Raw genomic sequence first — 26093 nt, forward strand, 5'->3', positions numbered from 1 at the left:
CATGTCATGGCCTCCTTAAGCAATTCTCGGGGACAGGCGCGTGGCGGTCCGGAACTGCGTCGAAACGGATAAAGCAGGCTGGGCGGCTCGGCGCTCGAATGGCCACCGAACCGCCCCCCAATCAGTTGGTCGTCGAAGCCGGCGCGGTGCGGCTGTCGACCGCGACGACGACGCTTAGGCCGGCGCGCAGCTTGCCGGTCTTCAAGACGTCGGCCGGCACGTCGATGCGCACGGGCACGCGCTGCACCACCTTGGTGAAGTTGCCGGTGGCATTCTCCGGCGGCAGCAGCGAGAACACGGCGCCCGAAGCCGGCGCCAGCGAAGAGACCGTGCCTTGGAAGCTCTGGCCGTCGATCGCGTCTACGGTGATGCGGACCTTCTCGCCGGGCACCATGGGGCCGAGCTGCGTCTCCTTGAAGTTGCCGACGATGTAGAGCTTGTCCATCGGCACCACGACGGCGAGCTTCTGGCCGGGGCTGACGAGGTCGCCCTGCTCGACCGACCGATTGCCGACGACGCCGTCATAGGGTGCCTTGAGCACGGTGAAGGAAAGGTCGCGCTCGGCCTTGTCGCGGGTGAGCTGCAGCGACGCCAGCGTCGAAGCCGATTCCGTGCGCTGCGCCTCAAGGACGCCGATATTGGCTTGCGCCGCGGCGATCTGGGCGTCGGCGCCGACAAGCGCTGCCTTGGCCTGGTCGAGCGCGGTCTGGGCGTCGTCGAGCTGCGCCTGCGTACCGACATGCGTCTTGAGCAGTTGAGCGGCGCGGTCCTGGGCGCGCGCCGCATTGTCGGCGGCGGCCTGGTCCGCGACCTTCTGCGCCTGAGCCTGCGACAGCGAGGCCTGGGCCGCCTTGGTCTGAGCGTCGATGCGGTCGAGCGTCTTCGCCAGCGTGGCGATCTGCGCCTCGGCCTGGGCGACGGCGATCTTGTAGTCGCCATTGTCGATGACGAAGAGAGGATCGCCGGCCTTGACCTTCTGGTTCTCGCCCACCAGCACCTTGTCGATATAACCGGAAATTTTCGGTGACACGAACGACATATCGGCCTGGACATAGGCGTCGTCGGTGGAGATCATGAACCGGCCGTCAGTCCAGTAGTTATAGCCATACCAGGAGCCGGCGCCGAGCAGGGCAAGGCCGATGATCGGCAACAGGAATGAGCGAGCCGAGCGCTTTTTCTTGGCGGGTGCTTCGGCCGGAGCCGCGACGGGCACGGCGGGCTGGACAGGGACTTCCGGAGCTTCGGTCGAAGGTTGGACCTTGGCGTTTGGAAAGGTGCGTACTTCGGCGGTGGCGTTCGAGGACATAACGATCTCTCTGAATGTCAGTCATACTGAACCGTTCGGTTCGAATTGGCGATTGACATAGCGCGGAAAGAAGACCATATCAAGAGGAAATCGAACCGAGCGGTTCGAAAATATTTTCGAGGAATGATTTCCATGGTCGAAACGACAGCCGATAGCGATCTGCTCGACTTACGCAAGGGGCGCCCGGCCGCCGGGCAGGACCCGGTCAAGCGGGCCCAGATCATCGAAGGCGCCCGCCGCGTCTTTATAGACAAGGGCTTCGAGGCCGCCTCGATGAACGACATCACGCGCGAGGCCGGCGTCTCCAAGGGCACGATCTACGTCTATTTCGAGAACAAGGAAGAGCTTTTCGAGGCTCTCATCGAGGAAGAGCGCGGCACCATCTTCAAGAACATGTACGAGGTGCTCGACCATTTCGACGACCTGCGCCACACGCTGGTGAGGTTCGGCATGGGGCTCTCCGCCAAGATCACCTCGGCCAAGGTCATCCAGGCCCAGCGCACCGTCGTCGGCGCCGCCGACCGGATACCCGAGCTTGGCGCGCGTTTCTACGAGCGTGGCCCGAAGCGCGGCCATGACAAGGTCATGGCTTTCCTCAATGAAGCCATTGAACGCGGCCTGCTCAAGATCGACGATGTCGACCTTGCCGCCTACCAGTTCACCGAGCTCTGCCTCGCAGGCCTGTTCCGCCAGTGCATCTTTTCCTACCGCACCAAGGCGCCGACCCAGGCCGAGATCGAGCGTGTGGTGACGTCGGGTGTCGACGTCTTCCTGAAAGCCTATGGCACCGCGAAATTCCTCGCCGAGGAGCGGGCGCACGCCGAAACCGCTTGACCGGCGCTGCACTGCCGCGCGTGGTTGCGAAGCGGCCTGAAGCATGGCCAGCGCCATGACTCGCCTTTGCGCGGGTCGGATACCTTCTCCCCAAATCTGACCGTTGATTGGCATTCCGGACAGGTCGTTTGGAAGGACCTGTTAACCATCGCTTCCTATGTCTCGGGTACCTGCAATCGCGAGTCTCGAGTATGACATCCATGCGTCTTCCCCGTGCCAATCTTTCCGGTGCTTCCGCCCATCAGGGCGACGACGATCGCGGCGCGGATGGGCGCCGGGGCGGGGTTCCGCAGCCGCAAACGGGGCAGGTGGTCGCGTTGCGAGTCGCGCCGGCAAGCGAATCGGACGCGGCTCGCGCTGCGTCGTCCGAATCGGCCGATGGCGAGTTCAGCCGCCCGGCCTGGCAGGACTATTTCTTCCTCGCGCCAAACGTGCGGTTCACCCGCACGCCGGACACCGACCTCAGGCGAACCGCCCCGCAGGAGGATGCCGCGCCGGCCAGGACGCCGGCACGCGACACCGTCCGGCCCGCACCGCCGGCAACCAATTCATTTCGGACGGTACCTGCGGCTCCCGCCGCTCGAGCCGCGGCGCCGGCGCAAGCCAAACCGGTCACCGCGCCTTCCGCCGCCACGCCCGCCACTCCTGCTGCGCCGCCCCAGCCCACCGCCGCTCCGGCGCCAAAACCGCGGCCGAGCGGATTGCGCTGGTCCTATCTTTCCGACCACGCCTTCTTCGAATTCGGCATGCCTTTCCTCGCCGAGCGCCTGGCGCGGGCGCGTTTGAGCGAAGCCGGTCAGGCGGCCGCCGTTCCGATGCAACCATCGGTCAAGCCGATGCCGGCGCAGCGTCCGGCGGCCCAGCCAAGTCAGACCCATATCCCCTTCATGACTGAGGCGACGTCGTTTTACCGGGTCATCGAATGGCGCTCCTCTCGCGCAACGAACGCCGGCCCTGCCCCGACGCCGGCCCCCGCGACCGTCCAACCGACGCCTGTCGAGTCCGTGCCGGTCTCCGCGCCCTCAAGCGCAAGATCGCCGAGGCAGGCGCCTTCGCTGCCCATGGCCGGCGAGGTCGCGCCGCTGTCCACGATGGCCGGCTACGAGCTTCCCTCCGAAGACCTCCTGCAGATGCCGCCGGAGGGCCAGGGCTTCTACATGTCGCAGGAGCGCATGGAGCAGAATGCCGACCTGCTTGAGGGCGTGCTGGAGGATTTCGGCGTCAAGGGCGAGATCATCCATGTCCGCCCCGGTCCTGTCGTCACGCTTTACGAATTCGAGCCGGCGCCGGGCGTAAAATCGAGCCGGGTCATCGGCCTGGCCGACGACATCGCCCGCTCGATGTCGGCGATCTCGGCCCGCGTCGCCGTGGTGCCGGGCCGCAATGTCATCGGCATCGAATTGCCCAACGAGATGCGCGAGACGGTCTATTTCCGTGAGCTGATCGGATCGGCCGGTTTCCGCAACACCTCCTGCAAGCTGGCGCTTGGCCTCGGCAAGACGATCGGCGGCGAGCCGGTCATCGCCGAGCTCGCCAAGATGCCGCATCTGCTGGTGGCGGGCACCACCGGTTCCGGCAAGTCGGTCGCCATCAACACCATGATACTGTCGCTGCTCTACCGGATGAAGCCGGAGGAATGCCGCCTCATCATGGTCGATCCCAAGATGCTGGAGCTCTCCGTTTATGACGGCATCCCGCATCTTTTGACGCCGGTCGTCACCGATCCCAAGAAAGCAGTCACGGCGCTCAAATGGGCAGTGCGCGAGATGGAGGACCGCTATCGCAAGATGGCGCGTCTCGGCGTACGCAACATCGACGGCTACAACCAGCGCGCGGCGAGCGCCCGTGACAAGGGCGAGGTCGTGACCATGCAGGTGCAGGCAGGTTTCGAGAAGGGCACTGGCGAGCCGCTCTTCGAGGAACGCGTGATCGACCTCGCGCCGATGCCCTATATCGTCATCATCGTCGACGAGATGGCCGACCTGATGATGGTGGCCGGCAAGGAGATCGAAGGCGCCATCCAGCGGCTGGCGCAGATGGCGCGAGCCGCCGGCATCCATCTGATCATGGCGACGCAGCGCCCCTCGGTCGACGTCATCACCGGCACGATCAAGGCCAACTTCCCCACCCGCATCTCCTTCCAGGTGACCTCCAAGATCGACAGCCGCACCATCCTCGGCGAGCAGGGAGCGGAGCAGCTGCTCGGCCAGGGCGACATGCTGCACATGGCCGGCGGCGGGCGCATCTCGCGCGTGCACGGTCCCTTCGTGTCCGATCTCGAGGTCGAGCACGTCGTGGCGCATCTGAAGGCGCAGGGGCGTCCCGAATATCTCGACACCGTCACCGCCGACGAGGAAGAGGCTGAGGAGGCGGCTGATACCGGCCCGGTCTTCGACAAGGGCTCGATCGCCGAGGAGGATGGCGACGCGCTCTTTGAGGAGGCGGTCAAGGTGGTCAAGCGCGACAAGAAATGCTCCACCTCATACATCCAGCGCCGCCTCGGCGTCGGATATAACCGCGCCGCCTCCCTGGTCGAGCGCATGGAGAAGGAAGGCCTGGTCGGCGCCCCCAACCATGTCGGCAAGCGCGAGATACTCAACGGCCGGCGCGATCGCGAGCCGGAACGCTCCGACACGGACTGAGCCCTGGCTGATCGGCCTCTGGCGGACGGCGTTAGCCGCCGTTCGCCACCAGCACGATCGCGGCGCGCAGTTCGTCGAGACCCGAGGCTTTCTCCGATGATGTCGCCAGGACGACGGGGAAAGCCGCCGGCCGCTTCTTGATCTTGGCCAGCGTCTCCTCGATCAGCCTCGGCGCGCCGGCGGCCTTGATCTTGTCGGTCTTGGTCAGCACCACCTGGTAAGACACCGCCGCCTTGTCGAGCAGGGTCAGCACTTCCTCGTCCTTGGCCTTGATGCCGTGCCGCGCGTCGATCAGCACATAGACGCGCTTCAGCGTCACGCGGCCCTGCAGATACTCATAGATCAGCTTCGTCCATTCATCGACCTTGTCCTTCGGTGCGCTGGCGTAGCCGTAGCCAGGCATGTCGACCAGCGCCATCGGCGGCAGGTCGGCGCCTTCGCCAGAGAAGCCGTCCGGCACGAAATAGTTGAGCTCCTGCGTTCGGCCCGGCGTGTTGGAGGTGCGCGCCAGGCCCTTGTGGCCGACCAGCGCGTTGATCAGCGACGACTTGCCGACATTGGAGCGGCCGGCGAAGGCGATCTCCGGCGGTCCTTCCGGCGGCAGGAATTTCATCGACGGCACGCCGCGGATGAAGATCCAGCCGCGGGTGAACAGCTCCGGATCGACCGCCATCTTGTCGATTTTCATGTTGGTCGCGCTCAAGCCGCTGCCTCCAATCTTGCAATGTCGGCGCCGCGGATGGCGTTGAGGTTGCGGCTGATCTTGTCGACCGGCCAGTCCCACCAGGCCGCCTTCAAAAGCCGTCGCACCGTGAATTCGTCGAAGCGCATCTTCACCATCCTTGCCGGGTTGCCGGCGACGATCGCATAAGGCGGCACGTCGTGCGTGACAACCGATTTCGCCGCAACGATGGCGCCATTGCCGATCCTGACGCCCGGCATGGTCACCGCATCCATGCCGATCCACACGTCATTTTCGACGATCGTGTCGCCGCGGACCTCCTTCGACCAGGTCTCAGGGTCAAAACCTTCCTCCCAGCCATGGCCGAAGATGTTGAACGGATAGGTCGAGAAGCCGGACATGGCATGGTTGGCGCCGTTCATGATGAAACGCGCGCCTTCCGCGATGGCGCAGAACTTGCCGATCACCAGACGGTCGCCGATGAAGTCGTAGTGGTGCAGCACGCATTTCTCGGCGAATTTGTCGGGACCGTCGGGATCGTCGTAATAGGTGAAGTCGCCGATCTCGATGTTGGGCGACGTCACCAGCCCCTTCAGGAAGCCGACGCGCGGATGCATCGCGATCGGATGCTTGATGTTGGGATTGGGGCCGGTCATCGCGGTCACCTCCGTTGGCTAAAGGCGCGTTCCGGCGCGGTCGACATCCGATCAAACTAACGTGATCCGGCCGTGGCACCAACCGTTCAGTGGCTGTCGCGGCAGATCACGATCGGGTTGGAAAGGGCGCTGTCGAAGCCGCTGCCCTGATAGACCTGGACGTTTGTCGCGCCAGGCTGCAGCGAGAAGCTGCCTTCCACGATTTTCTCGTCGCCGGCCGTCGTGTGCAGGGCCCAGCTGAAGGTGCAGGATTGCGGCGGCGCCTTGGGTTGCACGTGGCTGCAGTTGAGCTGCGCGCCGCCCAGCATCGCCGCGCCGCCGCAGCTCACCGCGTCCTTGGCGGCGGCCGGAAAAGCATATCCCACGAGCAGCGCCAGCATTGTGATCTTGAGCCGGTTCATCGTCTTGTCCTTGCCGTAACCCGGGCTGGTCCGGCCGGGTTCTGGCCTATGCGATATTTTTTCCAAGCGCCTTAGTCGGTCTTGCGCTCCGCGTCCAGCAGGATTATGTGCATGATGATAATAAGCATGCTCACGAAAAGTTGTCGCCGACTCCGAAGTTCTCCCATGTCCTCCACGCCCAACATCAGCTTCGTGCTGCACGACGTCGCGCGCCTGCTCAGGAAGCGGTTCGAGCAGCGCTCGCGCGCCTTTGGGCTGACCTGCGCGCAGTGGCAGGTGCTGGCCTATCTTTCGGTGCATGAGGGCATCCACCAGAACAAGCTGGCCGACCTCCTGGAGATCATGCCGATCACGCTGGCGAGGCTGCTCGACAAGATGCAGGCGCGCGGCTTCATCGAGCGCCGGCCCGATCCGGCCGACCGTCGGGCGTGGCTCCTCTATCTGACGCGGCAGGCGCATCCGCTGATTGAAGTGATGCGCACCAACGGCCGGAAGACGCGTGACGAAGCTTTCGCTGGCCTATCCGCCGACGCGCAGCAGCAGCTGCTGCAAACCCTTTGCCTGATCAAATCCAATCTGCTCGAGGCCTGCAAACAGCCGGCCGTCGACGGGGAGAAAGTCAATGTCTGAAGGAACCTCGCCTAGAAAGCCCGCCGGCGGAGAAAATGCCGGCGAAAGAGTAAGCGACCAGGTCATCCGCCTGGACAGCCAGCGCGAGCAAAGGCGCGGCAATAATCCGCCTGTCGTCGAGGACGATGAGCTGGAAGCGCCCGTGGCGCCGGAGCCGTCGACGCTGGAAGCTCCCTCGGCGCAGCCGAAGCCGGCTTCCGTTACTGTAGCTCCGTCCGCTCCCGTCAAGCCGCGCCGCAGCCTGACGCGGCCGGTCCTGTTCGCGCTTTTGCCGGTCGCGCTGGTGGCCGGCGGCTACTACTATGTCGTTGGCGGCCAGATCATGACCACCGACAACGCCTATATCCAGGCGCAGTCGCTCGGCGTCTCGACCGACGTCTCCGGCACCGTGGACGAGATCGATGTGCACGACAACCAGGCAGTGAAGAAGGGCGACGTGCTCTTCCGCCTGCGGCCCGCCTCCTTCGAGACCGCGCTCGCCGGCGCCAAGGCGCAGCTCGGCACGGTGCGCAACCAGGTGCTGACGCTGCAGGCGAGCTACCAGCAGTCGCTGGCCTCGATCGATCAGGCCGAGGCGGACATCCCCTATTACGAGTCGGCCTTCCAGCGTCAGCAGGACCTGCTCAAGACCTCGACCGCCTCCAAGGCAACCTTCGACAGTGCCGAGCACGACCTCATAGCGGCCCGCCAGAAAGTGACTGTCGCCAAGGCGCAGGCGCAGGCGATGCTTGCCCAACTCGGCGGCGACGCCAGCGAGCCCGTCGAGCAGAACCCGTTCTACCTGCAGGCCCAGTCGGCGGTCGACGACGCGCAGCGCAACTTGAACGACTCCGTGGTAAAGGCGCCGTTCGACGGCATAGTCACCAATGTCGACGCCTTGCAGGTCGGCAAGTACCTGCCGGCCTCGCAGCCGGCCTTCAGCCTGGTGTCGTCGACCGATATCTGGATCGCGGCCGAGCCGAAGGAAACGGAGCTCACCTATGTGCGCCCCGGCCAGACGGCGACGATCAGCATCGACGGCTATCCGGGCGAGGTCTGGCACGGCACCGTCGGCTCGATCAGCCCGGCTTCCTCGTCCAGCTTCTCGCTGCTGCCGGCGCAGAACACCTCGGGCAATTGGGTCAAGGTTGTGCAGCGCATCCCGATGCGCGTCACGATCGACGATCCGGACGGCAAGCCGCCGCTGCGCGGCGGCATGAGCGCGGTCGTCAGCATCGACACCGGCCATGCCCGCGGCCTGCCCGACTTCATCGCCAAGCTCTTCAAGCAATCCGGACCGAAGTCATGACAACGGCTTCCGCGACAGGCGCGCCCGTAGTCGCCAATCGCGGCGCCATCACCGCCTGCGTCATCCTGGCGGTCATCATGCAGGCGCTGGACACCACCATCGCCAATGTCGCGCTGCCCTATATCCAGGGCAGTGTTTCGGCCAGCGCCGACCAGATCAACTGGGTGCTCACCTCCTATATCGTCGCCGCCGCGGTGATGACGCCGCCATCGGGCTATCTCGCCAACCGCTTTGGTCGCAAGCGCATCCTTCTGGTGGCGATCACCGGCTTCGTGGTCGCTTCGGTGCTGTGCGGTTTCGCGCAGTCGCTGCCGCAGATCGTCGGTTTCCGCCTGCTGCAAGGCCTGTTCGGCGCAGCGCTCGTGCCGCTGTCGCAGTCGATCCTGCTTGATATCTACAGCGTCGAGGAGCGCGGTTCGGCCATGGCGCTGTTCGGCGTCTCGGTCATGGTGGGTCCGGTGCTGGGGCCGGTCATCGGCGGCTGGCTGACCGAAAACGTCTCCTGGCGCTGGGTGTTCTACATCAACGTGCCGATCGGCGCGCTGGCCTTTATCGGCGTCTCCATGTTTGTCCAGGAAACCAAGCTCGACCTCAAGGCTAGGCTGGACTGGCTGGGTTTCGGCATGCTCTCGATCGCCATCGCCTCGCTGCAGATGTTCCTGGACCGCGGCGAGCAGCTCAACTGGTTCTCCTCGGCCGAGATCATCGTCGAGGCGCTGGTCTGCGCGTCCGCTTTCTATATCTTCATCGTCCACACCTTCACCGCGCGTGACACCTTCGTGAACCCGCGGCTGTTCCTCGACCGCAACTTCGCCGTCGGCATGATCTTCATCTTCATCATCGGCATCACCTATCTCGCCTCGCTGGCGCTGATGACGCCCTATCTGCAGACGTTGATGGGTTATCCGGTGGTGACGGCCGGCATCGTCATGGGCCCGCGCGGCCTCGGCACCATGGCCTGCATGTTCGTGGTCGGTCGCCTGGTCGGCAAGATCGACACGCGCTGGCTGCTGTTCATCGGCCTCGCCGTCACCGCCTGGGCGATGTACGACATGACCGGCTGGACGCCCGACGTCTCGCAATGGACGATCATCAGCACCGGTTTCATCCAGGGCGCGGGCCTAGGCTTCCTGTTCGTGCCACTCACCACCATCACCTTCGCCACGCTGGCGCCGGAGCGGCGCGCCGAAGGCACCGGCCTTTACAATCTGTCGCGCAACATCGGCTCCAGCGTCGGCATTTCGGTGGTCACCGCGCTTTTGACGCAGAACCAGCAGATCAATCACGCCAACATCGCCACCTATGTGACGCCCTACAACCCGGCCTTCGGCGATCCGTCGATCTCGCAAGCGCTGAGCCCCTACACCGCCGCCGGCCGCGCCGCGCTCGACGGTCTCGTCACGCTGCAGGCCACGATCATCTCCTATATCGACGACTTCAAGCTGATGATGGTCCTGTCCTTGGCCGCGATCCCGCTGGTGCTTCTGCTGCGCAAGCCCGGCACCCCGGCCAAGGTCGATCACAGCGCTGTCATGGAGTGAAAGGACCGGGATCCCGCCGCCTGCGGGACCCCGGCCGGCCGGACGACCTCCCAAACACCGGCGTCGCTGCGCCGGAAGCCGTCGCGGCCTTTTTGGAGAGGACTAGAATCATACGAAGCGAGCCGGCGCGGAGTTTCACTCACCTCCGGCAATTTGCCGAAAATATTCCATCCCCGGCATATCCGGCGGGCAACAAAAAACCCCGGCCGATGAAGGCCGGGGGTTCTGATATGTAGCTCGGCGATCCGGCTATTCAGCCGGCGATGGTTTCTTGCGGAACATCGATGCCAGATTGTCCCACAATTCGATCTTGGCGCCCTGGCGCTTCATGATTACGCCCTGCTGCAGGATCGACAGCGTGTTGTTCCAGGCCCAATAGATGACGAGGCCGGCCGGGAACGAGCCCATCATGAAGGTGAAGATCACCGGCATCCAGGTGAAGATCGCGGCCTGCGTGGGGTCCGGCGGCGCCGGGTTCATGCGCATCTGCAGGAACATGGTGATGCCCATCACCACCGCCCAGGCGCCCATATGCGGCAGGAAGGCGGGCGCCGCGAACGGCAGCAGGCCGAACAGGTTGAAGATCGACGTCGGATCGGGCGCCGCAAGGTCGTGGATCCAGCCGAAGAACGGCGCGTGCCGCATCTCGATGGTGATGTAGAGCACCTTGTAGAGCGAGAAGAAGACCGGGATCTGCAACGCCACCGGCCAGCAGCCGGCCAGCGGATTGATCTTCTCGGTCTTGTAGAGCTCCATCATCGCCTGCTGCTGCTTCATCTTGTCGTCCGCGTATTTTTCGCGGATCTCGACCATCTTCGGCTGCACCTTCTTCATGTTCGCCATCGAGGCATAGGATTTGTTGGCCAAAGGGAAGAAGATCGCCTTGACGATGACGGTGGTGGCGAGGATCGCCAGACCGAAATTGCCGAAGAACTTGTAGAGCGTGTCGATGAGCCAGAACATCGGCTTGGTGATGAAATAGAACCAGCCCCAGTCGATCAACAGGTTGAACTGGCGAATATGACGGTCGGCCTCGTAGGCGTTGATCTTGGCAACCTCCTTCGCGCCGGCGAAGATTTCAGACTCGATCGTCGTCGACTGGCCAGGCGCGACGCTGATCGCGTCGGACAGAAAGTCGGACTGGTAGCTGTGGCTGTGCGGCCCGTCCTTGAATTCGAAATAGGAGAATTTCGGCTGGAAGGGCTGCTTCTCCGTCGGGATAAGCGTCACCGCCCAGTATTTGTCGGTGATGCCGAGCCAGCCATCGGTGGATTTGCCGGGCTTGACTTCCTTGTCCTTCTCGATGGCCGAGTATTTGTACTCGCTCAGCCCTTCGCTGCCGGTCACGCCGATCAGGCCTTCATGCAGCACATAGGTGCTGGCGACGGCGGGTTTGTCGAAACGGGTGACGCGCCCGTAATTGTAGAGCGAGACGGCGGCCGTTCCCGAATTCTGCACCGTGTCGGAAACAGTGAACATATATTCGTTGTCGATCGAGATGGTGCGCTTGAACGTCAGGCCCTTGTCGTTGGTGAAGGTCAGCGTCACCGGCGTCGAGGGCGTCAGCGTCGGGTTGCCTTCGATACTCCACACCGTATCCGCGCCCGGCACCGTGCCGGTCGTATCGTTGCCGACGAAGCCGATCTCGGCGAAATAGCCGTTGGGCAGCGACGATGGGTTGAGCAGCTCGATTTCGGGCGAGTTCTTGTCGACCGTCTCGGTATAGTGCTTGAGCTTCAGGTCATCGAGGCGCGCGCCCGTCAGGTTGATCGACCCCTCGAGGCTGGGCGTGTCGATCTTGACGCGCTTGGTCGCGGCAATGGCCTGGTCGCGGCTGGCGGCGGTCACCGCTTCACCGCCGGGTGCGCCGGGAACGCTGCCGGCCGCCGGCGCCGGCGTTCCGGCCGCGCCGGAGTTGGCGCCGCCGCCCGCTTCCTTCTTCTGCGCCTCGACGCGCTGCTGCTCGATGCGGGCCTGCTCCCGCTGCTGCTCCATCTTCGGGTTCATGTAGAACACCTGCCAGAGCGTCAGGATCAGCACCGACAGCGCGATGGTGATGAAGAAATTGCGGTTGTTTTCCATCGAAAGCCCTTGGCCTATCGTGCGCCGCGTAGCCGGCGGGAAAGCTCGGCCTTCAACTGGCCGAATGGAATGGCGAGCACGTCTTCACGCCCGACGATGACATAGTCATTGCCGGGCGCCATGTCATCGGCGGCGTGAACGCGCACGGCTTCCCTCAGTCGCCGCCGGACGCGGTTGCGCACCACGGCGTTGCCGACCTTCTTGGTGACGGTGTAGCCGACGCGCGGCGCAAGATCGTCGCCGCGGTCGAGAACTTCAACGAGAAAAAGCCGTCCGCGGCGTTTCTCGCCGCCGCGCACAGCCAGGAAGTCCGCGCGTTTCAGAAGCCGCCCGGGAGTTTTCCCTTTTGGCTTGCCGGTTGCGGGCAACGATCTCGTCTTTCGTTCAGGCGCTGAGCCGCTTGCGACCGCGATTACGGCGGGCAGCAACGACGCCACGGCCACCCTTGGTGGCCATGCGGGCACGGAAACCATGCCGGCGCTTACGGACGAGCTTGGACGGTTGGTAGGTACGCTTCATTTGTTTTAATACCGCGGGGTGCGGCCCTTCTTGATTCTGTCACTCTGTAACAGGAGCTTGCCGGGCCGGCTTAGGCGCGATCGAAACCGCGCCGGGACGAATGGCCCGAGCGTGAGCGGGCTTATAGAAAGAAGGTTTTTGGAAGTCAATCCGCCCCGCCGCGAGGCAATTTTTCGCGGGGTGACGATGAAATTGGCAAAAAGGCCGCAAATCGCATAATCTTGCCCAATCAAGCCTTTGTGAATGCGCGTCAATGACGAGTGAAACTCTGTCCACGAACGATAAGGCAACGCCGGCGGCGGCAAATCCGACGCGCCGGGTGCCGCTGTCGCGCGGCCTGTCGACAAAGCTCCTCCTGCTCACCATCGCCTTCGTGCTGCTGGCCGAAATACTGATCTTCCTGCCCTGGATCGCCAGTTACAGGGTCAACTGGCTGAAGGAGCGGTTGAGCACGGCCGCCGCCGTGTCGATCGTTTTGTTGCAGGGCGAGCCCAACTCGCTGTCGCACAATGCACAGAACGACGTGCTGATGGCGATCGGCGCCAAGGCGATCGCCGTGCGCGACGGCGGCGTCTCGCGGCTGCTCGTCGTTTCCGACATGCCGCCGCAGGTCGACGAGCATATCGACATCGCCAATGTCGGGCTGGTCAATGGCATGACCGGCGCGCTCGACACTCTGTTCTTCGGCGGCAAGCGCATGCTGCGCGTCTTCGGTCCTGTCGGCGACAGCGACAAGGAATTCGAGCTCATCATGCCGGATTACCGTCTGCGCGACGCTATGCTGAGATATTCGCGCAACGTGGCCGTCGTCTCACTGCTCATTTCGCTGTTCACCGCAATGCTCGTCTATGCGGCGATCGACCTGATCATGATCGGGCCGATCCGCACCATGACGCGATCGATCCTGTCCTTCTCGGAGGCGCCGGACGACCCCGGCCGCGTGATCTCGCCGACGGATCGCGCCGATGAGATCGGCGTGGCTGAGCGCGAACTGGCGCAGATGCAGGACCGGCTGCAAAAGATGCTTTCGGAGCAGAAGCATCTGGCCGACCTCGGTTTGGCCGTATCGAAGATTAACCACGACATGCGCAATATCCTGGCGTCTGCGCAACTGATATCGGACCGCCTGCGCCAGGTGAAGGACCCGACCGTGCAGGCCTTCGCGCCGAAACTTTTGCGCGCGCTCGACCGCGCCGTTTCCTATTCCGAAGGCGTGCTTCACTACGGTCGCACGCAGGAACCGGCGCCATCGCGCCGGCGGCTCAGGCTGCGCCAGCTGGTGGACGACGTGCATGGCCTGCTCGATATCGAGCAAGGCATCGAGTTTATAAATTCCGTCGAGCATGCCTTCGAGGTCGATGCCGATTCCGACCAGCTCTTCCGCGTCCTCACCAATCTGTGCCGCAATTCCGTCCAGGCGATGGCGGCAGACACCGAAAGCGCGGTGGTGCGCCGCCTTGCCGTATCGGCCGAGCGCAATGGCAGCGTCAGCCGCATCACCGTCACCGACACCGGGCCTGGTTTGCCGCCAAAGGCGCGCGAGAACCTGTTCGCCGCATTCCGCGGTTCGGCGCGCAGCGGCGGCACCGGCCTTGGCCTGGCGATCGCCCATGAATTGATCCGCGCCCATGGCGGCACGGTCGAGCTGGTCGAATCGATCGGCGGCCGTACCGTTTTCGCCGTCACCATCCCAGACCAGCCGGTCCGGCTCGATCAGGCGCGCAACGGCCTGCGCCGCCCGGCCTGAGACCACGACCTCCGGCTGAGCCTCTGGTAGGCAGCGGCGCGTCTCGATCAGCACCGGCAAAAAACCCCTGCGACAAAACTTTTGCCGGATCGGCTTGCTTTTCGTAAATTCAGTCGTTAGGGAACACTCCACATCGCGGCCGGCCGTCTCGACCGGATTGCGGGGCTTGTGTCACACACGGCCTGTTGCGCGCCCGTAGCTCAGCTGGATAGAGCACCAGACTACGAATCTGGGGGTCAGGAGTTCGAATCTCTTCGGGCGCGCCAATCTTTCTGATATTTGCCGGCCCCATCGTTTTCAAACCGCCCTTCGGAACGGTTTTGCAACGTCAAGCGGGTTCGCGTGGCTGAGAGAACTGCAGCGCAGTTCAGCGTTGCCCCAGAAACCAATTGCAAAATAAAACCAGTCAGGCTAGCCTGAACCGATTGCACAACGCAATCGGATTGCGCGAATAGCGGAAAGCAGCCAATGGCCAAGCTCGTGTTCGGGATGAACCAGTCGCTGGACGGCTTTGTCGATCACACGCAGTTCGGGCCAAGCCCCACGCTCTTCCGCCACTTCATCGGGGAGGCCGAGCGGCAGTCGGGCAGCATCTACGGCCGCCGCATGTATGAGATCATGCGCTACTGGGAGGACGAGCATCCTGAATGGGATGCCGATCGGCTTGCCTACGCGGCGGCATGGCGGCGCCAGCCGAAATGGGTCGTCTCACGCACGTTGCAATCGGTTGGCCCCAACGCCAGCCTCGTTGGAGACGACCTTGAGTGCGCGATGCGCAAGCTGAAGGCCGAGCGCGACGGCGACATCGCTGTCGCCGGCCCGGACCTGGCGCGAAGCCTCACCGACCTCGGCTTGATCGACGAATATCGGATCTACCTGCATCCGGTTGTGCTTGGCCGCGGCAAGCCTTATTTCGCCGGACCCCGGCCGCCGCTCCGGCTTGTCGCCAGTGATCGGATCGATGGGGATGTGATCAGGCTGACCTACGCTCCCGCCTGATCTCACCGCGACCGGCCATGCTGCACCCGGACTGCTTGTCTGAGGCACGCGGTTTGAATCTATTCGGGCCCGCCATTCGGTGTTCGAACGTCCGCTTTGAAATGGTCAGGTGAGCCGGACGATCTTGAAGCCCTCCACCTCCTTGACGACCGGATGACCCTTCCAGCGCTCGACATCGTGCAGTACGACAAGCTTCGACAGATCGCCGCCAAGCTCGTCATTCATCTTGTCGATGGTCTTCAGCTGCTCCCAGACGCTGCCCACCGCATTGTTGAGCGGGACATAGACGCCGTCGTGATTGTGCCCGGTGAACTGGCGCCGCGAATAGACGCAATCGCCGGAGATGACGCGGCGGCCGGCATCGGTGTCGACGAGCACGAATTGCTGGCCGATCGTGTGGCCGCTGCCGAGCCGCGCATGGATGCCGGGCAGGATGTTGTCCTTGTCGCCGTCGATGAGCGTCACGCGATGCTCGATCGAGGCTTCGAGGGCGGTTCGCAAATTGTCGGGATCGATGATGGCGGTCAGATGCGCGAAGCGCTTCGGCAGGGCGATCGCTTCGTACCACGAAAGCAGCTCGCTCTTCTGGATGTGGATATGCGCGCGCGGGAACTCGGCGATCGAGCCCATATGGTCGAAATGCGCGTGCGTGACTACGATGTCGCTGATCTGATCGGGTGCGATGTCGAGCGCCGCCAGCATCCGCACCGGCGAGATCCATGTCGGGATGCCGAACTTCTGCGAGAAGCTGTGGTCGTCCTGCATGAAGCCGGTATCGATGAGCACATTGCGTTCGCCGTTGCGCGCGAGCACGAAGGAGAAGGGCAGGTCGACCACGCCGTCATTGTACATGCCGCTGATGAGATCGACCCAGGGCTGTTCCTTGGATCGCGCATATTCCAGCACGAAGACTTGCCATGTCGCGGATTGCGGAACGGTCATCGGTATTCTCCTCCAATTCAGCTTTCGGCAAGCGAGCGGCCAAGGCTGGCGAGCCCGACCGCGACGATCAGGATGGCGCCCTGGAACACGAATTGCGAGAAGGTCGGCGCGCCGAAGATGTTGAGCCCGTTGAAGCCGAGCACGATGATGAGCGTGCCGATGAGCGTGCCCAATATGTGGAATTCGCCGTCGCGCAACGTGGCCGATCCGAGGAAAACGGCGGCGAAGGCGGTCAGGAGATAGGAATCGGCGGCATTGGTCGTGCCGCTGCCGAGCCGGGCGGCAAGCAAGGTGCCGGTGAGAGCCGCGCACATGCCGGAGAGCACGAAGCCGAGGATCTTGATGCGGTCGACATTGATGCCGGCGAGCCGGGCCGCGGCCGGGTTGCCGCCGACCGCCTGGATCTCCTGGCCGATCGCCGTGCGCTCGACCAGCAGCCACAGGCCGCCGAACACCAGCGCCATGAAGATGATCGGATTGGGGATGCCGAACAGCCAGCGTCCCAGCGCCAGCTGGAGGAAGGATTCCGGCACGCCGGAGACGATCGGCACGCCTGCCGAATAAGCGAAGGAGAGGCCGACCAGCACGGTGCCGACGCCAAGCGTGGCGATCACCGAATTGACCTTGAGCTTGGTGACGATCACGCCGTTGACGACCCCGATGAGCGCGCCGAGCGCAAGCTCGATCAGAACGGCGACCGGGATCGGCAGGTGGTTTGCCACGATCAGTCCCGTGACGAGCACGCCGTGCAGGCTGGCGGCATAGCCGACCGAGAGGTCGAGCTCGCCGACGATCACGGCCATGGTCAGGCCGCCGGCGATGATCATCGCGAGGGACGCCTGGTTCAGCACGTTGATGAAATTGCTGAAGGTCGGAAAGGCGTGCGGCGACAGGAACGAGAAGACGAGGATCATCGCAAGCAGGCCGATGATGGTGCCATAGCGCGCGAAAACCCCAAGCGCGGCCCTGGTGCTGGGCGAAAGGCGTCGCGTGTAGCTGACGTCACTCATGCGGGAACCCTTTCCTCGGTTAAGGCATAGCTTGCCTCGATGATGGCGCTGCGGGTGAGGTCGGTGCCGGCGAGCTCGCGCACGATCCGTCCTTCCGCCATCACCAGGACCCGGTCGCACAGATCGGGGAGCTCGTCCGGTTCGGACGAGATGACGAGCACGGCCATGCCGTGTCCGGCGAGCTCACGGATGAGGTGGTGGATTTCCCCGCGCGCGCCGATATCGACGCCGCGCGTCGGCTCGTCGAGGATGAGGACCTTCGGCTTGGAGCGCAGCCAGCGGCCGATGACGACCTTCTGCTGGTTGCCGCCGGAGAGCCGCCCGACCGGCTGTTCCGGCGAGTTGGCTTTGATCGACAGGTCGCGGATCGTCGCCTGCGCCAGCCGCGCCCGCCTGCGCAGGCTGATGAAGGGCAGGACCGGGCTGGCGAGGAGAGGCGTGAGATTGCCGAGGCTGAGGTTGAAGGCGACGGATTTGCCGAGGAGCAGCCCCTCCGTGCGACGCTCCTCCGGTACAAGACCTAGCCCGGCGCGCACCGCGCCCGCGGGGGTGCGCGGCGCAAAAGGCCCCCCCTCTATCGTCATGCTGCCGGCGTCGGGCCGGTCCGCGCCGTAGAGTAGACGCGCAAGCTCGCTGCGCCCGGCGCCGACAAGGCCGCCCAATCCGAGCACCTCGCCGCGGTGGAGATCGAAGCTCGCCTCCGTCACGCGGGGCAGTCGGCGCAGGCCTCGCACCGACAGCACGACCTCGCCGCGCGCCGTGTCGCGTGACTTGGAAAGGTGCTCGACTGCCCCGCCGACGATTGCCTGGACCAGCCCGCGCCGGGTCAGGCCGGGGCCGTCGAGGACCGCCACCGAGCGGCCGTCGCGCAGGACGGTGACGCGGCCGCACAGATCGAGGATCTCATCCAGCCGGTGCGATACGTAGAGCACCGCCACGCCCGATGCCGAAAGCCCCCGGATAATGGAGAAGAGCTTGCGGCATTCGCTTGCCGAGAGCGAAGCGGTCGGCTCGTCCATGACGATGAGGCGCGCCTTCCACACCAGCGCCCGGGCGATGCTGATCAGCCAGTTCTCGGCCGTCGACAGGCTCTTGGCCGCGGCATCGAGTGGCGCTGTTATGCCCACGCGCTCGATGATCGGCGCAACGTCGCGCTGGATCGCGGCCCAGTCGACCAGGCCGAGTCGCGTCGTTTTCTTGGGCAGGCCGAGCATGATGTTCTCGAGCACCGTCATGTCAGGCACGAAGGCGAGCTCCTGGTGGATGAAGCTCATGCCGAGTCCGCTCGCCGCATGCGGCGACGCGATCGCCACCGGCCTGCCCTCGATGGCGATCTCGCCCGTATCCGGCTGCGTCAGACCAGCCAGAATGCGGATCAACGTCGACTTGCCGGCGCCGTTGGCGCCGACCAGCCCGTGCACTTCGCCGGGCAGTACGGAGAGCGACGCACCGCGCAGCGCCTGCGCTCCTCCGTAGGATTTGCTGACCGCACTCGCCGCCACGAACGGCACCGCCGGCGGCGCCGCCATCAATGTCGGGACAGGGTTCATGGGCGAAGCGTTGAGGTTCCTATTTCATGGCGTCCGGATGCTTGGCGATGAAGTCTTCGATAGTGTCCTTGGTGACGAGCACAGCGGGGACCTCCACCGCCTTCGGCTTCCAGTCCGCGCCGGCCTTGCGGATCTCCGGCAGCAGTTTGATCATGTTGTAGCCTTCTGTATAGCTGTCCTGCCAGGCGGTCGCGGTCATGAAGCCGTTCTTGATGTTCTCCAGCGCCTGCGCGTTGCCGTTGACGCCGTAGACCTTGACCTCGTCGCGGCCCTGCGCCCTGAGCGAGCCGATGGCGCCGATCGCCGGATCGTCCCAGCAGCCCCAGATGGCGAGATTCTCCTGGCCTGCCGGGTGGGAGGCCAGCCAGGCATTGGCATATTGCGCGCCATCCTCGAAATAGCCGGGGATGCGCACCTCATTCTTGGTGACCTTGATGTCGGGATTGGCCGCAAGCGCCTTGTCGAGTTCGACCTCTCGGTTCCGGCAAACCTCGCCTGTGTGATAGGTCAGCGCCAGGATGGAGCCCTTGCCGCTCATCGCCTTCAGCATCAGCTCGTCGACCGGCACAACCATCGGCCCGCCCGAGCCATTTGTGGCGGCGACCGAGCTTCCGAGCCCGCCGCCCCAGGTCACGACCGGGATATTGGCCGACTTGGCCGCCTGCAGCCCGGCCCCGATCGAGGAATAGGGAAACACCATATCGACGATGGCAGCCGAGCCGCGCTGCGCGAAATTCTGGATCGCGGCATTGGCCTGGTCGGCACTGCCCGCCGCATCGATGACCGAAACATCCCAGCCGATCTCCTTCGCGGCGGCCTTGGCGCCGACGATGTAGCGGGCATTATTCGCCTCGGTCGCCGAAATCGAGACAATACCGACCAGCGGCGTATCCGCCAGAGCGGGAACCACTCCGGCTGCGGCCACCAGCGCAGCCCCAATCACTATCCACTTCATGATCTCCTCCCTTGCCGTTGCAGCGTCTACCTCGCCGAACCGTTTCGCTAGATTATGCCCATGGCGGCAGCAATCAAGCAAATTTTCAGTGGTATGGCCTAGACAAATGGCATTTCGCCGACCAAAACTCAGCTAATCGATTAGCTGAGTTCGCCAATGGCCACCATCAAGGACGTTGCTCGTGCAGCGGGGGTATCGACGGCGACGGTGTCGGCGGTGATCAACGATTCTGCTTATGTGAGCGCGGAATTGCGTGCCCGCGTGCTGTCCGCGGTTCGCGACCTCAATTACTCGCCCTCGCTCGCCGCGCAGAACCTGAAGCGGGGCCGCAGCCAGTTGATCGCCCTGGTCGTCGCCGATCTCGCCAACCCGTTCTTCTCGCGCGTCGTGTGGGCGGCGGAGGCCGCAGTCGCGGCCTGGGGATATTCGCTCCTCATCTTCAACAGCGACGAGAAGCCGGAGGTCGAGCGCCGTATCCTGGCCCGCGTGCGTACCCTCTCCTGCGACGGAGTGATCCTGGTTCCGGTCGGCGATTCGACGGAGCATCTGCGGAACGACCCCGATGGCAAGCCGATCCCTACCGTCCTTTTCGGACGTTCCGTCGCCGATTACAGGTCGGACACGGTGACAATCGACAACATCTCGGCCGGCAGGCAGGCGACGGAATATCTGCTCGACCTTGGCCATACCCGCCTCGGCACGATCACCGGCCCGCTGCATGTCACCACCGGACGTGGGCGCCTCGACGGAATGATGGCCGCTATGCAGTCGCGCGGCCTGACGCTTGAATCCCGCTACATACGCTCGGGCGAGTTCCGCGAGGATGCCGCCTATTCGGTGGCGCGCAGCCTGCTGGAGCAGCCGGACCGACCGACGGCACTCTATGTCGCGAGCGGTCTGATGGCGCTCGGGGTGATGCGGGCAGTTGCGGATCTCGGGCTGCGTTGTCCCGGCGACATCTCCATCGCTTCCACCGATACCATCCCTGGTATCGGCGGTCTGCGCCCGCGCTTGACGCGCACCGAGCATCCGCTTGTCGACATGACCAACGAGGCGGTGCGGCTCCTCGTCGACCAGATCAGGCGTGGCGGTCCTGCCGAACCGCGCAACGTCGTCTTCCAGCCCTCACTGGTGGTCGGCGACAGCTGTGCGCCGGTCGTGGCGCAGCTCGGACCGCCGCCGCTCTCATCCTCCGGTTCTGGTCAGTAGCCGCACCACTTCCAGGCAGCGGACATGCGGCACTTTGCTCACACCTTGGCGGTGGCCGCCTTCCCGTTCGCGCCGTCGAGCAGGGCGATCAATCCCTTGAGGATATCAATCGGCGGCGGCGGGCATCCCGGAATGTGCAGATCGACCGGCAGCACGTCCGACACGCCGCCCACGACCGCATAGCTGCCGGCGAAGCAGCCGCCGTCCTTGGCGCAGCCGCCGAGCGCGACCACCCATTTCGGGTTGGGCGTCGCCTCAAAGGTCCGCTTCAGGGCCTCGCGCATGTTCTTGGTGACCGGCCCGGTGACCATCAACACGTCGGCATGGCGCGGCGAGGCGACGAAACGGAAGCCGAAGCGCTCGATGTCGTAGAAGGCATTGTTGAGCGCATGCATCTCGAGCTCGCAGCCATTGCAGGAACCGGCGTCGACCGCGCGGATCGACAGGCTCCGGCCGAGTTTCCTGCGAGCCATACCGTCAAGCGCGCGCGCGAGCTCGTCGACGGCAGCATTGCTGACTTGCGGCGGGCGTTCCGTCAGGGGCGGGCGGATCAGGCTTTCAAAGAGCAGTTTTCGCATGGCGGTGTGCCTTGGGCCGGTTTGGAGCAGTTCAGCGTCTGATAGAGTCGCCGACCTGCTCCAACTCTTTGTTTTTGCGCAATTCCCGACGGAAAACCGCTGCGCACTTTTCCCGGAATCGCTCTAGAGATCATGGCCGGAATAGGAGCAGTTGAACGATTTGTTGCAGAGCGGGAAATCGGCGACGATGTTGCCCTCGATCGCCGCCTCCAAGAGCGGCCACTGGAACCATGAAGGGTCGCGCAGGTGGCAGCGCTCGATCAGGCCGTCCTCGCCGATGCGCAGCCAGGCAAGGATGTCGCCGCGAAAACCCTCGACCAGCGCCATGCCTTCGCGCGGCCCTTCTGGCGCAACGACCTTGACGAGGGTCGGGCCGGCGGGCAGCCGCCCGAGAATCTGCTCGACCAGCGACAGGCTCTGCTGGACCTCCCGCACGCGAATCCAGACGCGCGCGTTGACGTCGCCTTCCTGCAGCACCGGCACATCGAAGGCGAGTTCGTCATAGGGCGCGTAACCCGGCATGCGGCGCGCGTCGAAATCGCGGCCCGAGGCGCGTCCGACATAGCCGCCGGCGCAGTATTGCCGGGCAAGCTCGACCTTGAGCCGGCCGGTCGCCACGGTCCGGTCCTGCAGCGAGGCGGTGTTGTCGTAGAGTTCCACCAGATGCGGGAAGCGCCGCCTGATCTCCGCGACCAGCGATCGGATGGCATTCGCCCCCGCCTCGTTCAGATCGCTTGCCGTGCCGCCGGGCAGGATGCGGTCGCGCATCAGGCGGTGGCCAAAGGCCGCATCGGCGGCGCGCAGCACGCGTTCGCGCAACACGCCGCAATGCGCGTGCATGATCGCAAAGGCCGCATCGTTGCAGATGGCGCCGATGTCGCCGAGATGGTTGGCAAGGCGCTCCAATTCGGCCATCAGCGCCCGCAGCCAGATCGCGCGCGCCGGCGGCGTGATGCCGAGCGCCGCCTCCACCGCACGGGCGAAGGCCAGTGAATAGGCGATGGTGCTGTCGCCCGAGGTCCGGCCCGCGAGTTTCGCGGCACGATCGATCGATGCGCCCTGCATCAACCCCTCGATGCCCTTGTGCACATAGCCCAGCCGCTCCTCCAGCCGCACCACCGTTTCGCCGCCCGCCGTGAAGCGGAAATGCCCCGGCTCGATGATGCCGGCATGCACCGGCCCGACAGGAATCTGGTGGAGGCCCTCGCCCTCGGCTGCCAGGAACCGGTAGGACGACGCGGCCGCCGGCCCACCGGGCCGCGCGGCCAGCGGATGCGAGACGCCCCATCGGCCATGGTCGAGCCAGCGGCGGGTGTCGGGCAGGCCTTGCGGCGCCAGCCCGAAAAGATCCGCCGCGGCGCGTTCGAGCCGGAGAGCCGGTGGATGGTGCTGGCCGACCGACGGGTAGCGGCCGCCCCGGCAATCGAGGCTGATCACGCCCATGGTCTGCGCCTCGTCTATAAGCGCCATGTGCACTTTGTCCGGCTCCCCCCACAGGCCGAGCAGGCTCCAGCGTCCGGCGGCGAGCTGCTCGACGGCAAGGTTCCAGGCCTTCGGAGCGACGACGGCGCGCCGCCAGGGCGCGTGATGCTCGACCTGGCGGTCTGCCTCGATGAGATCTGCAAGCGCGGGCATATTCTTCCGGATCATGCGCCTCACCCCAGGATACCGGCGACATGCTGGAACCACGCCACCAGCGGCGCCGGCAGATAGATGCCGGCCGCAAACACCAAAGCGAGGTGCGAATACATCGGCACGTAGGACGCCTCGACGGGCGCGGTGCCGCCGCGCGGCTCGCCGAAGGCGACGCCGGTCAGCCGCAGCAGCAGCGCCCCGAAAGCGATGAGCAGCCCGAACACCAGCGGGATCGCCAGCCAGGGATGCCTGGCGAAAGTCGAGCTGACGACCAGGAACTCGCTCATGAAGATGCCGAGCGGCGGCAGGCCGGCAATGGCCACGACGCCGATGACCAGCGCCCAGCCAAGTCCGGGATGGCTTTCGGTCAGCCCCCTGATCTCGGAGATCTTCTGCGTGCCCTTGACCTGCGCGATATGGCCGACGGCGAAGAAGATCGCCGATTTGGTCAGGCTGTGCATGACCATGTGCAGCAGGCCGGCGAAGTTGGCGAGCGGGCCGCCCATGCCGAAGGCAAAGACGATGATGCCCATATGCTCGATCGAGGAATAGGCGAACAGGCGTTTGATGTCGCGGCGGCGGTAGAGCATGAAGGCCGCGAAGATCAGCGAGGTCAGCCCCATCGTGACCATCAGCGGCCCCGGCCCGATCGCCTGCGGGCTCGCCGCGAGCAACAGCTTGAAGCGCAGCACGGCATAGAGCGCGACGTTGAGCAGCAGGCCCGACAGCACCGCCGAGATCGGCGTCGGGCCTTCGGCGTGCGCGTCGGGCAGCCAGGCATGCAGCGGCGCGAGACCGACCTTCGTGCCGTAGCCGAGCAGCAGGAAGATGAAGGCGACGCTGAGCAGCGCGGGATCGAAATGCGCCGCCTTTTCGATCAGCACCGACCAGACCATGGCGTTGGTGCCCTCACCGACCACCGGCTGCGCGGCCATGTAGACGAGGATCGTTCCGAACAGCGCGAGCGCGATGCCGACGCTGCCGAGGATGAAATATTTCCACGCCGCTTCGAGCGCCTCATGCGTGCGGTAGATGCCGACCATCAGCACGGTGGTCAGCGTGGCAAGCTCGACCGCGACCCACATCAGGCCGATATTGTTCGACACGAAGGCCAGGTTCATGCCGAACATCATGATCTGGTACATGGCGTGGTAGAAGCGCAGGTTCGGCGCTGTCAGCCGGCCGGTTTCCAGCTCATGCGCGATGTAGGACGCGCTGAACACGCTGGTGGTGAAGCCGACGAATGTGTTGAGCACGATGAAGACGATGTTGAGGTCGTCGACCAGCAGATATTGTCCCGGCGCCGGTCGGTCGGTGACGAACAGTGACAGCGCCGCGAGCAAGGTGAGCAGGCTGGCGATGACATTGACGACCGCCGTCATGCGGTAGTTCGGCATTGCCGCCAGGATAGCCGCGGCACCCGCCGGGATGAAAAGGATCGCGGCCACGGCGTCCAAGGAAAACCCGCTCACCGGCGTTCTCCCCGGTAGTCGTCGAGCGCGCCGATATCGACCGAATCGAACCGTTCGCGGATGCGGAACAGGAAGACGCCGATGACGATGAAGGCGATCAGGATCGAGAAGGCGACGCTGATCTCGACGACCAACGGCATGCCCTTGGCGCCCGTGGCGGCCAGCACCAGCCCATTCTCCAACGACATGAAGCCGACGACCTGGCTGACGGCGTTGCGCCTTGTCACCATCACCAGCAGCCCCAGCAGGATGATCGACAGCGCGAAGGCGAGGTCCTCGCGAGCGAGCGGGTCGGCCTCCGGCGTCACCCGAAGCATCAGCACCATGGAGAGCGTCACCAGCCCGATGCCGGCAAGCATGGTCAGACCGATGCCGACCGCGGTCTCGATATCGCGGTGGATGCCGAGCCGCTGGATGATGCGATGCAGCCCGACGGGAATGACGATCGCCTTGAAGACCAGCGCGATTGCCGCGGTGATGTAGAGGTGATGCGCATCCTGGATATAGGCCTGCCAAGCGACCGAAAGCGCGAGCACGACGGCATGCAGCGCAAAGACGTTGATCAGCGCGAACAGCCGGTCCTGGTAGAGCATCATGAAGGAGATCAGCACCAGGCTGCCGGCGAGCAGATGGGCGATGTCGAAGGTGAGACCGTTCATCACAGGCTCCGCGAGACGAACAGCAACAGCGTGCCGAGCAGCGCCAGCATCAGCGCCGCGCCCAGGAAGTCCGGCACGCGGAAGACACGCATCTTGGCGACCGCCGTCTCGAACACGGCAAGCAGGAGGGCGAGCACCGTGAGCTTGCAGAGATAGGCGGCCGCGCCGATGGCCAGCGATTTCGGCCCGGTCCCTCCGCTGTCCAGCCCCCAGGGTAGGAAGACGCAGGAGATCAGCGACATGTAGAGCAGCAGCTTGAGGAAGGTGGCGAGCTCGATCATCGCCAGATGGCGGCCGGAATACTCCAGGATCATTGCCTCATGCACCATGGTGAGCTCCAGATGCGTGGCCGGATTGTCGACCGGTATGCGGGCATTCTCGGCGATCGCCACCATAACCATGGCAATCAGCGACATGCCGAGCGACACCCGCAGTCCGACCTGCGGCGATCCCATGAAGGCGGCGACCGTCGAAAGCTGCGTGGCGCCGGCCAGCAGCGCCAGGCTGAACACGATGAGCAGCATCGCCGGTTCGGCCAGCGACGCGATCATCACCTCGCGGCTGGCGCCGAGGCCGCCGAAGCTGGTGCCGACATCCATCCCGGCCAGTGCCTGGAAGAAGCGGGGGGGGGCGGGGCGCGCCCCCCGGGCGGGGGGGGGGGGGGGGGCGGGGTTGGTGGGTGGGTGGGGGGGGGGGGGGGGCCGGGGGGGGCGGCGGGGGGGGGGGGTGGGGGGTGTGGGGTGGGGGGGGGAGGCG

23 protein-coding genes, 1 tRNA gene and 1 pseudogene are annotated in these 26093 nt (G+C 64.8%); 9 read left to right on the plus strand and 16 right to left on the minus strand.

Annotation, left to right across the window (positions count from 1 at the left end; all coding sequences use genetic code 11):
- Window positions 1–121: 121 nt before the first annotated feature.
- A complete protein-coding gene (locus tag P9272_RS26205) occupies window positions 122–1306 on the minus strand; it encodes an HlyD family secretion protein (RefSeq protein WP_278162779.1) in 1185 nt (394 codons plus the stop codon).
- 132 nt (window positions 1307–1438) lie between these two features.
- Between P9272_RS26205 and P9272_RS26210 the strand changes: the two genes are divergently transcribed.
- Both P9272_RS26210 and P9272_RS26215 read left to right on the plus strand, forming a co-directional pair.
- Window positions 1439–2140 (plus strand): TetR/AcrR family transcriptional regulator, encoded by a 702-nt coding sequence (locus P9272_RS26210; RefSeq protein WP_128258625.1) that lies wholly within the window; start codon window positions 1439–1441, stop codon window positions 2138–2140.
- A gap of 200 nt (window positions 2141–2340) precedes the next feature.
- Entirely contained in the window at window positions 2341–4782 is a 2442-nt protein-coding gene (locus tag P9272_RS26215) for a DNA translocase FtsK (protein ID WP_278162820.1), read from the plus strand.
- Between the two features lie 31 nt (window positions 4783–4813).
- On the opposite strand, the gene yihA is transcribed toward P9272_RS26215, so the two are convergent.
- The 3 genes from yihA to P9272_RS26230 all read right to left on the minus strand — a co-directional run bounded on the left by yihA (window position 4814) and on the right by P9272_RS26230 (window position 6521).
- Entirely contained in the window at window positions 4814–5470 is a 657-nt protein-coding gene (yihA, locus tag P9272_RS26220) for a ribosome biogenesis GTP-binding protein YihA/YsxC (protein ID WP_278162821.1), read from the minus strand.
- 11 nt (window positions 5471–5481) lie between these two features.
- Entirely contained in the window at window positions 5482–6120 is a 639-nt protein-coding gene (locus tag P9272_RS26225) for a CatB-related O-acetyltransferase (RefSeq protein ID WP_278162780.1), read from the minus strand.
- 86 nt (window positions 6121–6206) lie between these two features.
- On the minus strand, window positions 6207–6521 hold the full coding sequence (locus P9272_RS26230; protein ID WP_278162781.1) for a hypothetical protein: 315 nt from the start codon (window positions 6519–6521) through the stop codon (window positions 6207–6209).
- A 165-nt stretch (window positions 6522–6686) separates the two neighbouring features.
- On the opposite strand from P9272_RS26230, the gene P9272_RS26235 reads away from it, so the two are divergent.
- Genes P9272_RS26235 through P9272_RS26245 form a run of 3 tightly spaced genes read left to right on the plus strand, consistent with a single transcriptional unit; the run spans window position 6687 to window position 9980 of the window.
- A complete protein-coding gene (locus P9272_RS26235; protein ID WP_278162782.1) occupies window positions 6687–7151 on the plus strand; it encodes a MarR family transcriptional regulator in 465 nt (154 codons plus the stop codon).
- Window positions 7144–8439 carry an HlyD family secretion protein gene (locus P9272_RS26240; RefSeq protein ID WP_278162783.1) on the plus strand — a complete coding sequence of 432 codons (1296 nt, stop codon included), beginning with the start codon at window positions 7144–7146 and terminating at the stop codon, window positions 8437–8439. The genes P9272_RS26235 and P9272_RS26240 overlap by 8 nt, the downstream gene beginning before the upstream one ends.
- Entirely contained in the window at window positions 8436–9980 is a 1545-nt protein-coding gene (locus tag P9272_RS26245; RefSeq protein ID WP_278162784.1) for a DHA2 family efflux MFS transporter permease subunit, read from the plus strand. Before P9272_RS26240 ends, P9272_RS26245 begins: the two co-directional genes overlap by 4 nt.
- Window positions 9981–10229: 249 nt before the next feature.
- Here the strand turns inward: P9272_RS26245 and yidC are convergent, their stop codons facing one another.
- The 3 genes from yidC to rpmH are packed head-to-tail and all read right to left on the minus strand — an operon-like array spanning window position 10230 to window position 12581.
- A complete protein-coding gene (yidC, locus tag P9272_RS26250; RefSeq protein ID WP_128258618.1) occupies window positions 10230–12062 on the minus strand; it encodes a membrane protein insertase YidC in 1833 nt (610 codons plus the stop codon).
- Between the two features lie 14 nt (window positions 12063–12076).
- Window positions 12077–12430: a ribonuclease P protein component gene (gene rnpA, locus P9272_RS26255; protein ID WP_042647395.1), complete on the minus strand. Its 354-nt coding sequence runs from the start codon at window positions 12428–12430 to the stop codon at window positions 12077–12079.
- Between the two features lie 16 nt (window positions 12431–12446).
- A complete protein-coding gene (gene rpmH / locus P9272_RS26260; protein ID WP_008833937.1) occupies window positions 12447–12581 on the minus strand; it encodes a 50S ribosomal protein L34 in 135 nt (44 codons plus the stop codon).
- A gap of 253 nt (window positions 12582–12834) precedes the next feature.
- Here rpmH and P9272_RS26265 point away from each other — a divergent pair, with 253 nt between their 5' ends.
- The 3 genes from P9272_RS26265 to P9272_RS26275 all read left to right on the plus strand — a co-directional run bounded on the left by P9272_RS26265 (window position 12835) and on the right by P9272_RS26275 (window position 15327).
- Window positions 12835–14328: a HAMP domain-containing sensor histidine kinase gene (locus tag P9272_RS26265; RefSeq protein WP_278162785.1), complete on the plus strand. Its 1494-nt coding sequence runs from the start codon at window positions 12835–12837 to the stop codon at window positions 14326–14328.
- A gap of 189 nt (window positions 14329–14517) precedes the next feature.
- A tRNA-Arg gene (locus P9272_RS26270) sits at window positions 14518–14594 on the plus strand.
- 202 nt (window positions 14595–14796) lie between these two features.
- Window positions 14797–15327: a dihydrofolate reductase family protein gene (locus P9272_RS26275; protein WP_278162786.1), complete on the plus strand. Its 531-nt coding sequence runs from the start codon at window positions 14797–14799 to the stop codon at window positions 15325–15327.
- Between the two features lie 105 nt (window positions 15328–15432).
- On the opposite strand, the gene P9272_RS26280 is transcribed toward P9272_RS26275, so the two are convergent.
- Genes P9272_RS26280 through P9272_RS26295 form a run of 4 tightly spaced genes read right to left on the minus strand, consistent with a single transcriptional unit; the run spans window position 15433 to window position 19784 of the window.
- Window positions 15433–16269, minus strand: a complete 837-nt coding sequence (locus tag P9272_RS26280) for an N-acyl homoserine lactonase family protein (protein ID WP_278162787.1) — start codon at window positions 16267–16269, stop codon at window positions 15433–15435.
- A 17-nt stretch (window positions 16270–16286) separates the two neighbouring features.
- On the minus strand, window positions 16287–17279 hold the full coding sequence (locus P9272_RS26285; RefSeq protein WP_128258614.1) for an ABC transporter permease: 993 nt from the start codon (window positions 17277–17279) through the stop codon (window positions 16287–16289).
- Window positions 17276–18829: a sugar ABC transporter ATP-binding protein gene (locus tag P9272_RS26290; RefSeq protein ID WP_278162788.1), complete on the minus strand. Its 1554-nt coding sequence runs from the start codon at window positions 18827–18829 to the stop codon at window positions 17276–17278. The genes P9272_RS26285 and P9272_RS26290 overlap by 4 nt, the downstream gene beginning before the upstream one ends.
- Window positions 18830–18848: 19 nt before the next feature.
- Complete coding sequence (locus P9272_RS26295) at window positions 18849–19784, minus strand: sugar ABC transporter substrate-binding protein (protein ID WP_278162789.1); 936 nt, start codon at window positions 19782–19784, stop codon at window positions 18849–18851.
- Between the two features lie 156 nt (window positions 19785–19940).
- On the opposite strand from P9272_RS26295, the gene P9272_RS26300 reads away from it, so the two are divergent.
- Window positions 19941–20993 carry a LacI family DNA-binding transcriptional regulator gene (locus tag P9272_RS26300; RefSeq protein ID WP_278162790.1) on the plus strand — a complete coding sequence of 351 codons (1053 nt, stop codon included), beginning with the start codon at window positions 19941–19943 and terminating at the stop codon, window positions 20991–20993.
- A 38-nt stretch (window positions 20994–21031) separates the two neighbouring features.
- On the opposite strand, the gene nuoB is transcribed toward P9272_RS26300, so the two are convergent.
- From nuoB to P9272_RS26325, 5 genes and pseudogenes are all read right to left on the minus strand, one after another.
- Window positions 21032–21571: an NADH-quinone oxidoreductase subunit NuoB gene (nuoB, locus tag P9272_RS26305; RefSeq protein ID WP_128258610.1), complete on the minus strand. Its 540-nt coding sequence runs from the start codon at window positions 21569–21571 to the stop codon at window positions 21032–21034.
- A 123-nt stretch (window positions 21572–21694) separates the two neighbouring features.
- Window positions 21695–23206, minus strand: coding sequence for an NADH-quinone oxidoreductase subunit C (locus P9272_RS26310; RefSeq protein WP_278162822.1), 1512 nt, complete (start codon window positions 23204–23206; stop codon window positions 21695–21697).
- Between the two features lie 20 nt (window positions 23207–23226).
- Entirely contained in the window at window positions 23227–24678 is a 1452-nt protein-coding gene (locus P9272_RS26315; RefSeq protein ID WP_128258609.1) for a hydrogenase 4 subunit F, read from the minus strand.
- Window positions 24675–25337, minus strand: coding sequence for a hydrogenase-4 component E (locus P9272_RS26320; RefSeq protein WP_128258608.1), 663 nt, complete (start codon window positions 25335–25337; stop codon window positions 24675–24677). Before P9272_RS26320 ends, P9272_RS26315 begins: the two co-directional genes overlap by 4 nt.
- Window positions 25337–25960 (minus strand): annotated as a pseudogene (locus P9272_RS26325) (NADH-quinone oxidoreductase subunit H); the annotation flags it as partial. The pseudogene P9272_RS26325 and the gene P9272_RS26320, both read right to left, overlap by 1 nt.
- Window positions 25961–26093: the final 133 nt, after the last annotated feature.

Source organism: Mesorhizobium sp. WSM4976 (assembly GCF_029625685.1).
Classification (GTDB): Bacteria; Pseudomonadota; Alphaproteobacteria; order Rhizobiales; family Rhizobiaceae; genus Mesorhizobium.

What these genes read in the sequence shown, in the direction of transcription:
- P9272_RS26245 (WP_278162784.1), top strand. Translation starts at nt 8,436, where the DNA reads ATGACAACGGCTTCCGCGACAGGCGCGCCCGTAGTCGCCAATCGCGGC.
- P9272_RS26295 (WP_278162789.1), bottom strand. Translation starts at nt 19,784, where the DNA reads ATGAAGTGGATAGTGATTGGGGCTGCGCTGGTGGCCGCAGCCGGAGTG.
- P9272_RS26215 (WP_278162820.1), top strand. Translation starts at nt 2,341, where the DNA reads ATGCGTCTTCCCCGTGCCAATCTTTCCGGTGCTTCCGCCCATCAGGGC.
- yihA (WP_278162821.1), bottom strand. Translation starts at nt 5,470, where the DNA reads ATGAAAATCGACAAGATGGCGGTCGATCCGGAGCTGTTCACCCGCGGC.
- P9272_RS26285 (WP_128258614.1), bottom strand. Translation starts at nt 17,279, where the DNA reads ATGAGTGACGTCAGCTACACGCGACGCCTTTCGCCCAGCACCAGGGCC.
- P9272_RS26320 (WP_128258608.1), bottom strand. Translation starts at nt 25,337, where the DNA reads ATGAACGGTCTCACCTTCGACATCGCCCATCTGCTCGCCGGCAGCCTG.
- nuoB (WP_128258610.1), bottom strand. Translation starts at nt 21,571, where the DNA reads ATGCGAAAACTGCTCTTTGAAAGCCTGATCCGCCCGCCCCTGACGGAA.
- P9272_RS26225 (WP_278162780.1), bottom strand. Translation starts at nt 6,120, where the DNA reads ATGACCGGCCCCAATCCCAACATCAAGCATCCGATCGCGATGCATCCG.
- yidC (WP_128258618.1), bottom strand. Translation starts at nt 12,062, where the DNA reads ATGGAAAACAACCGCAATTTCTTCATCACCATCGCGCTGTCGGTGCTG.
- P9272_RS26210 (WP_128258625.1), top strand. Translation starts at nt 1,439, where the DNA reads ATGGTCGAAACGACAGCCGATAGCGATCTGCTCGACTTACGCAAGGGG.
- rpmH (WP_008833937.1), bottom strand. Translation starts at nt 12,581, where the DNA reads ATGAAGCGTACCTACCAACCGTCCAAGCTCGTCCGTAAGCGCCGGCAT.
- P9272_RS26310 (WP_278162822.1), bottom strand. Translation starts at nt 23,206, where the DNA reads ATGCCCGCGCTTGCAGATCTCATCGAGGCAGACCGCCAGGTCGAGCAT.
- P9272_RS26205 (WP_278162779.1), bottom strand. Translation starts at nt 1,306, where the DNA reads ATGTCCTCGAACGCCACCGCCGAAGTACGCACCTTTCCAAACGCCAAG.
- P9272_RS26235 (WP_278162782.1), top strand. Translation starts at nt 6,687, where the DNA reads ATGTCCTCCACGCCCAACATCAGCTTCGTGCTGCACGACGTCGCGCGC.
- P9272_RS26240 (WP_278162783.1), top strand. Translation starts at nt 7,144, where the DNA reads ATGTCTGAAGGAACCTCGCCTAGAAAGCCCGCCGGCGGAGAAAATGCC.
- P9272_RS26230 (WP_278162781.1), bottom strand. Translation starts at nt 6,521, where the DNA reads ATGAACCGGCTCAAGATCACAATGCTGGCGCTGCTCGTGGGATATGCT.
- P9272_RS26280 (WP_278162787.1), bottom strand. Translation starts at nt 16,269, where the DNA reads ATGACCGTTCCGCAATCCGCGACATGGCAAGTCTTCGTGCTGGAATAT.
- P9272_RS26300 (WP_278162790.1), top strand. Translation starts at nt 19,941, where the DNA reads ATGGCCACCATCAAGGACGTTGCTCGTGCAGCGGGGGTATCGACGGCG.
- P9272_RS26275 (WP_278162786.1), top strand. Translation starts at nt 14,797, where the DNA reads ATGGCCAAGCTCGTGTTCGGGATGAACCAGTCGCTGGACGGCTTTGTC.
- P9272_RS26265 (WP_278162785.1), top strand. Translation starts at nt 12,835, where the DNA reads ATGACGAGTGAAACTCTGTCCACGAACGATAAGGCAACGCCGGCGGCG.
- P9272_RS26290 (WP_278162788.1), bottom strand. Translation starts at nt 18,829, where the DNA reads ATGAACCCTGTCCCGACATTGATGGCGGCGCCGCCGGCGGTGCCGTTC.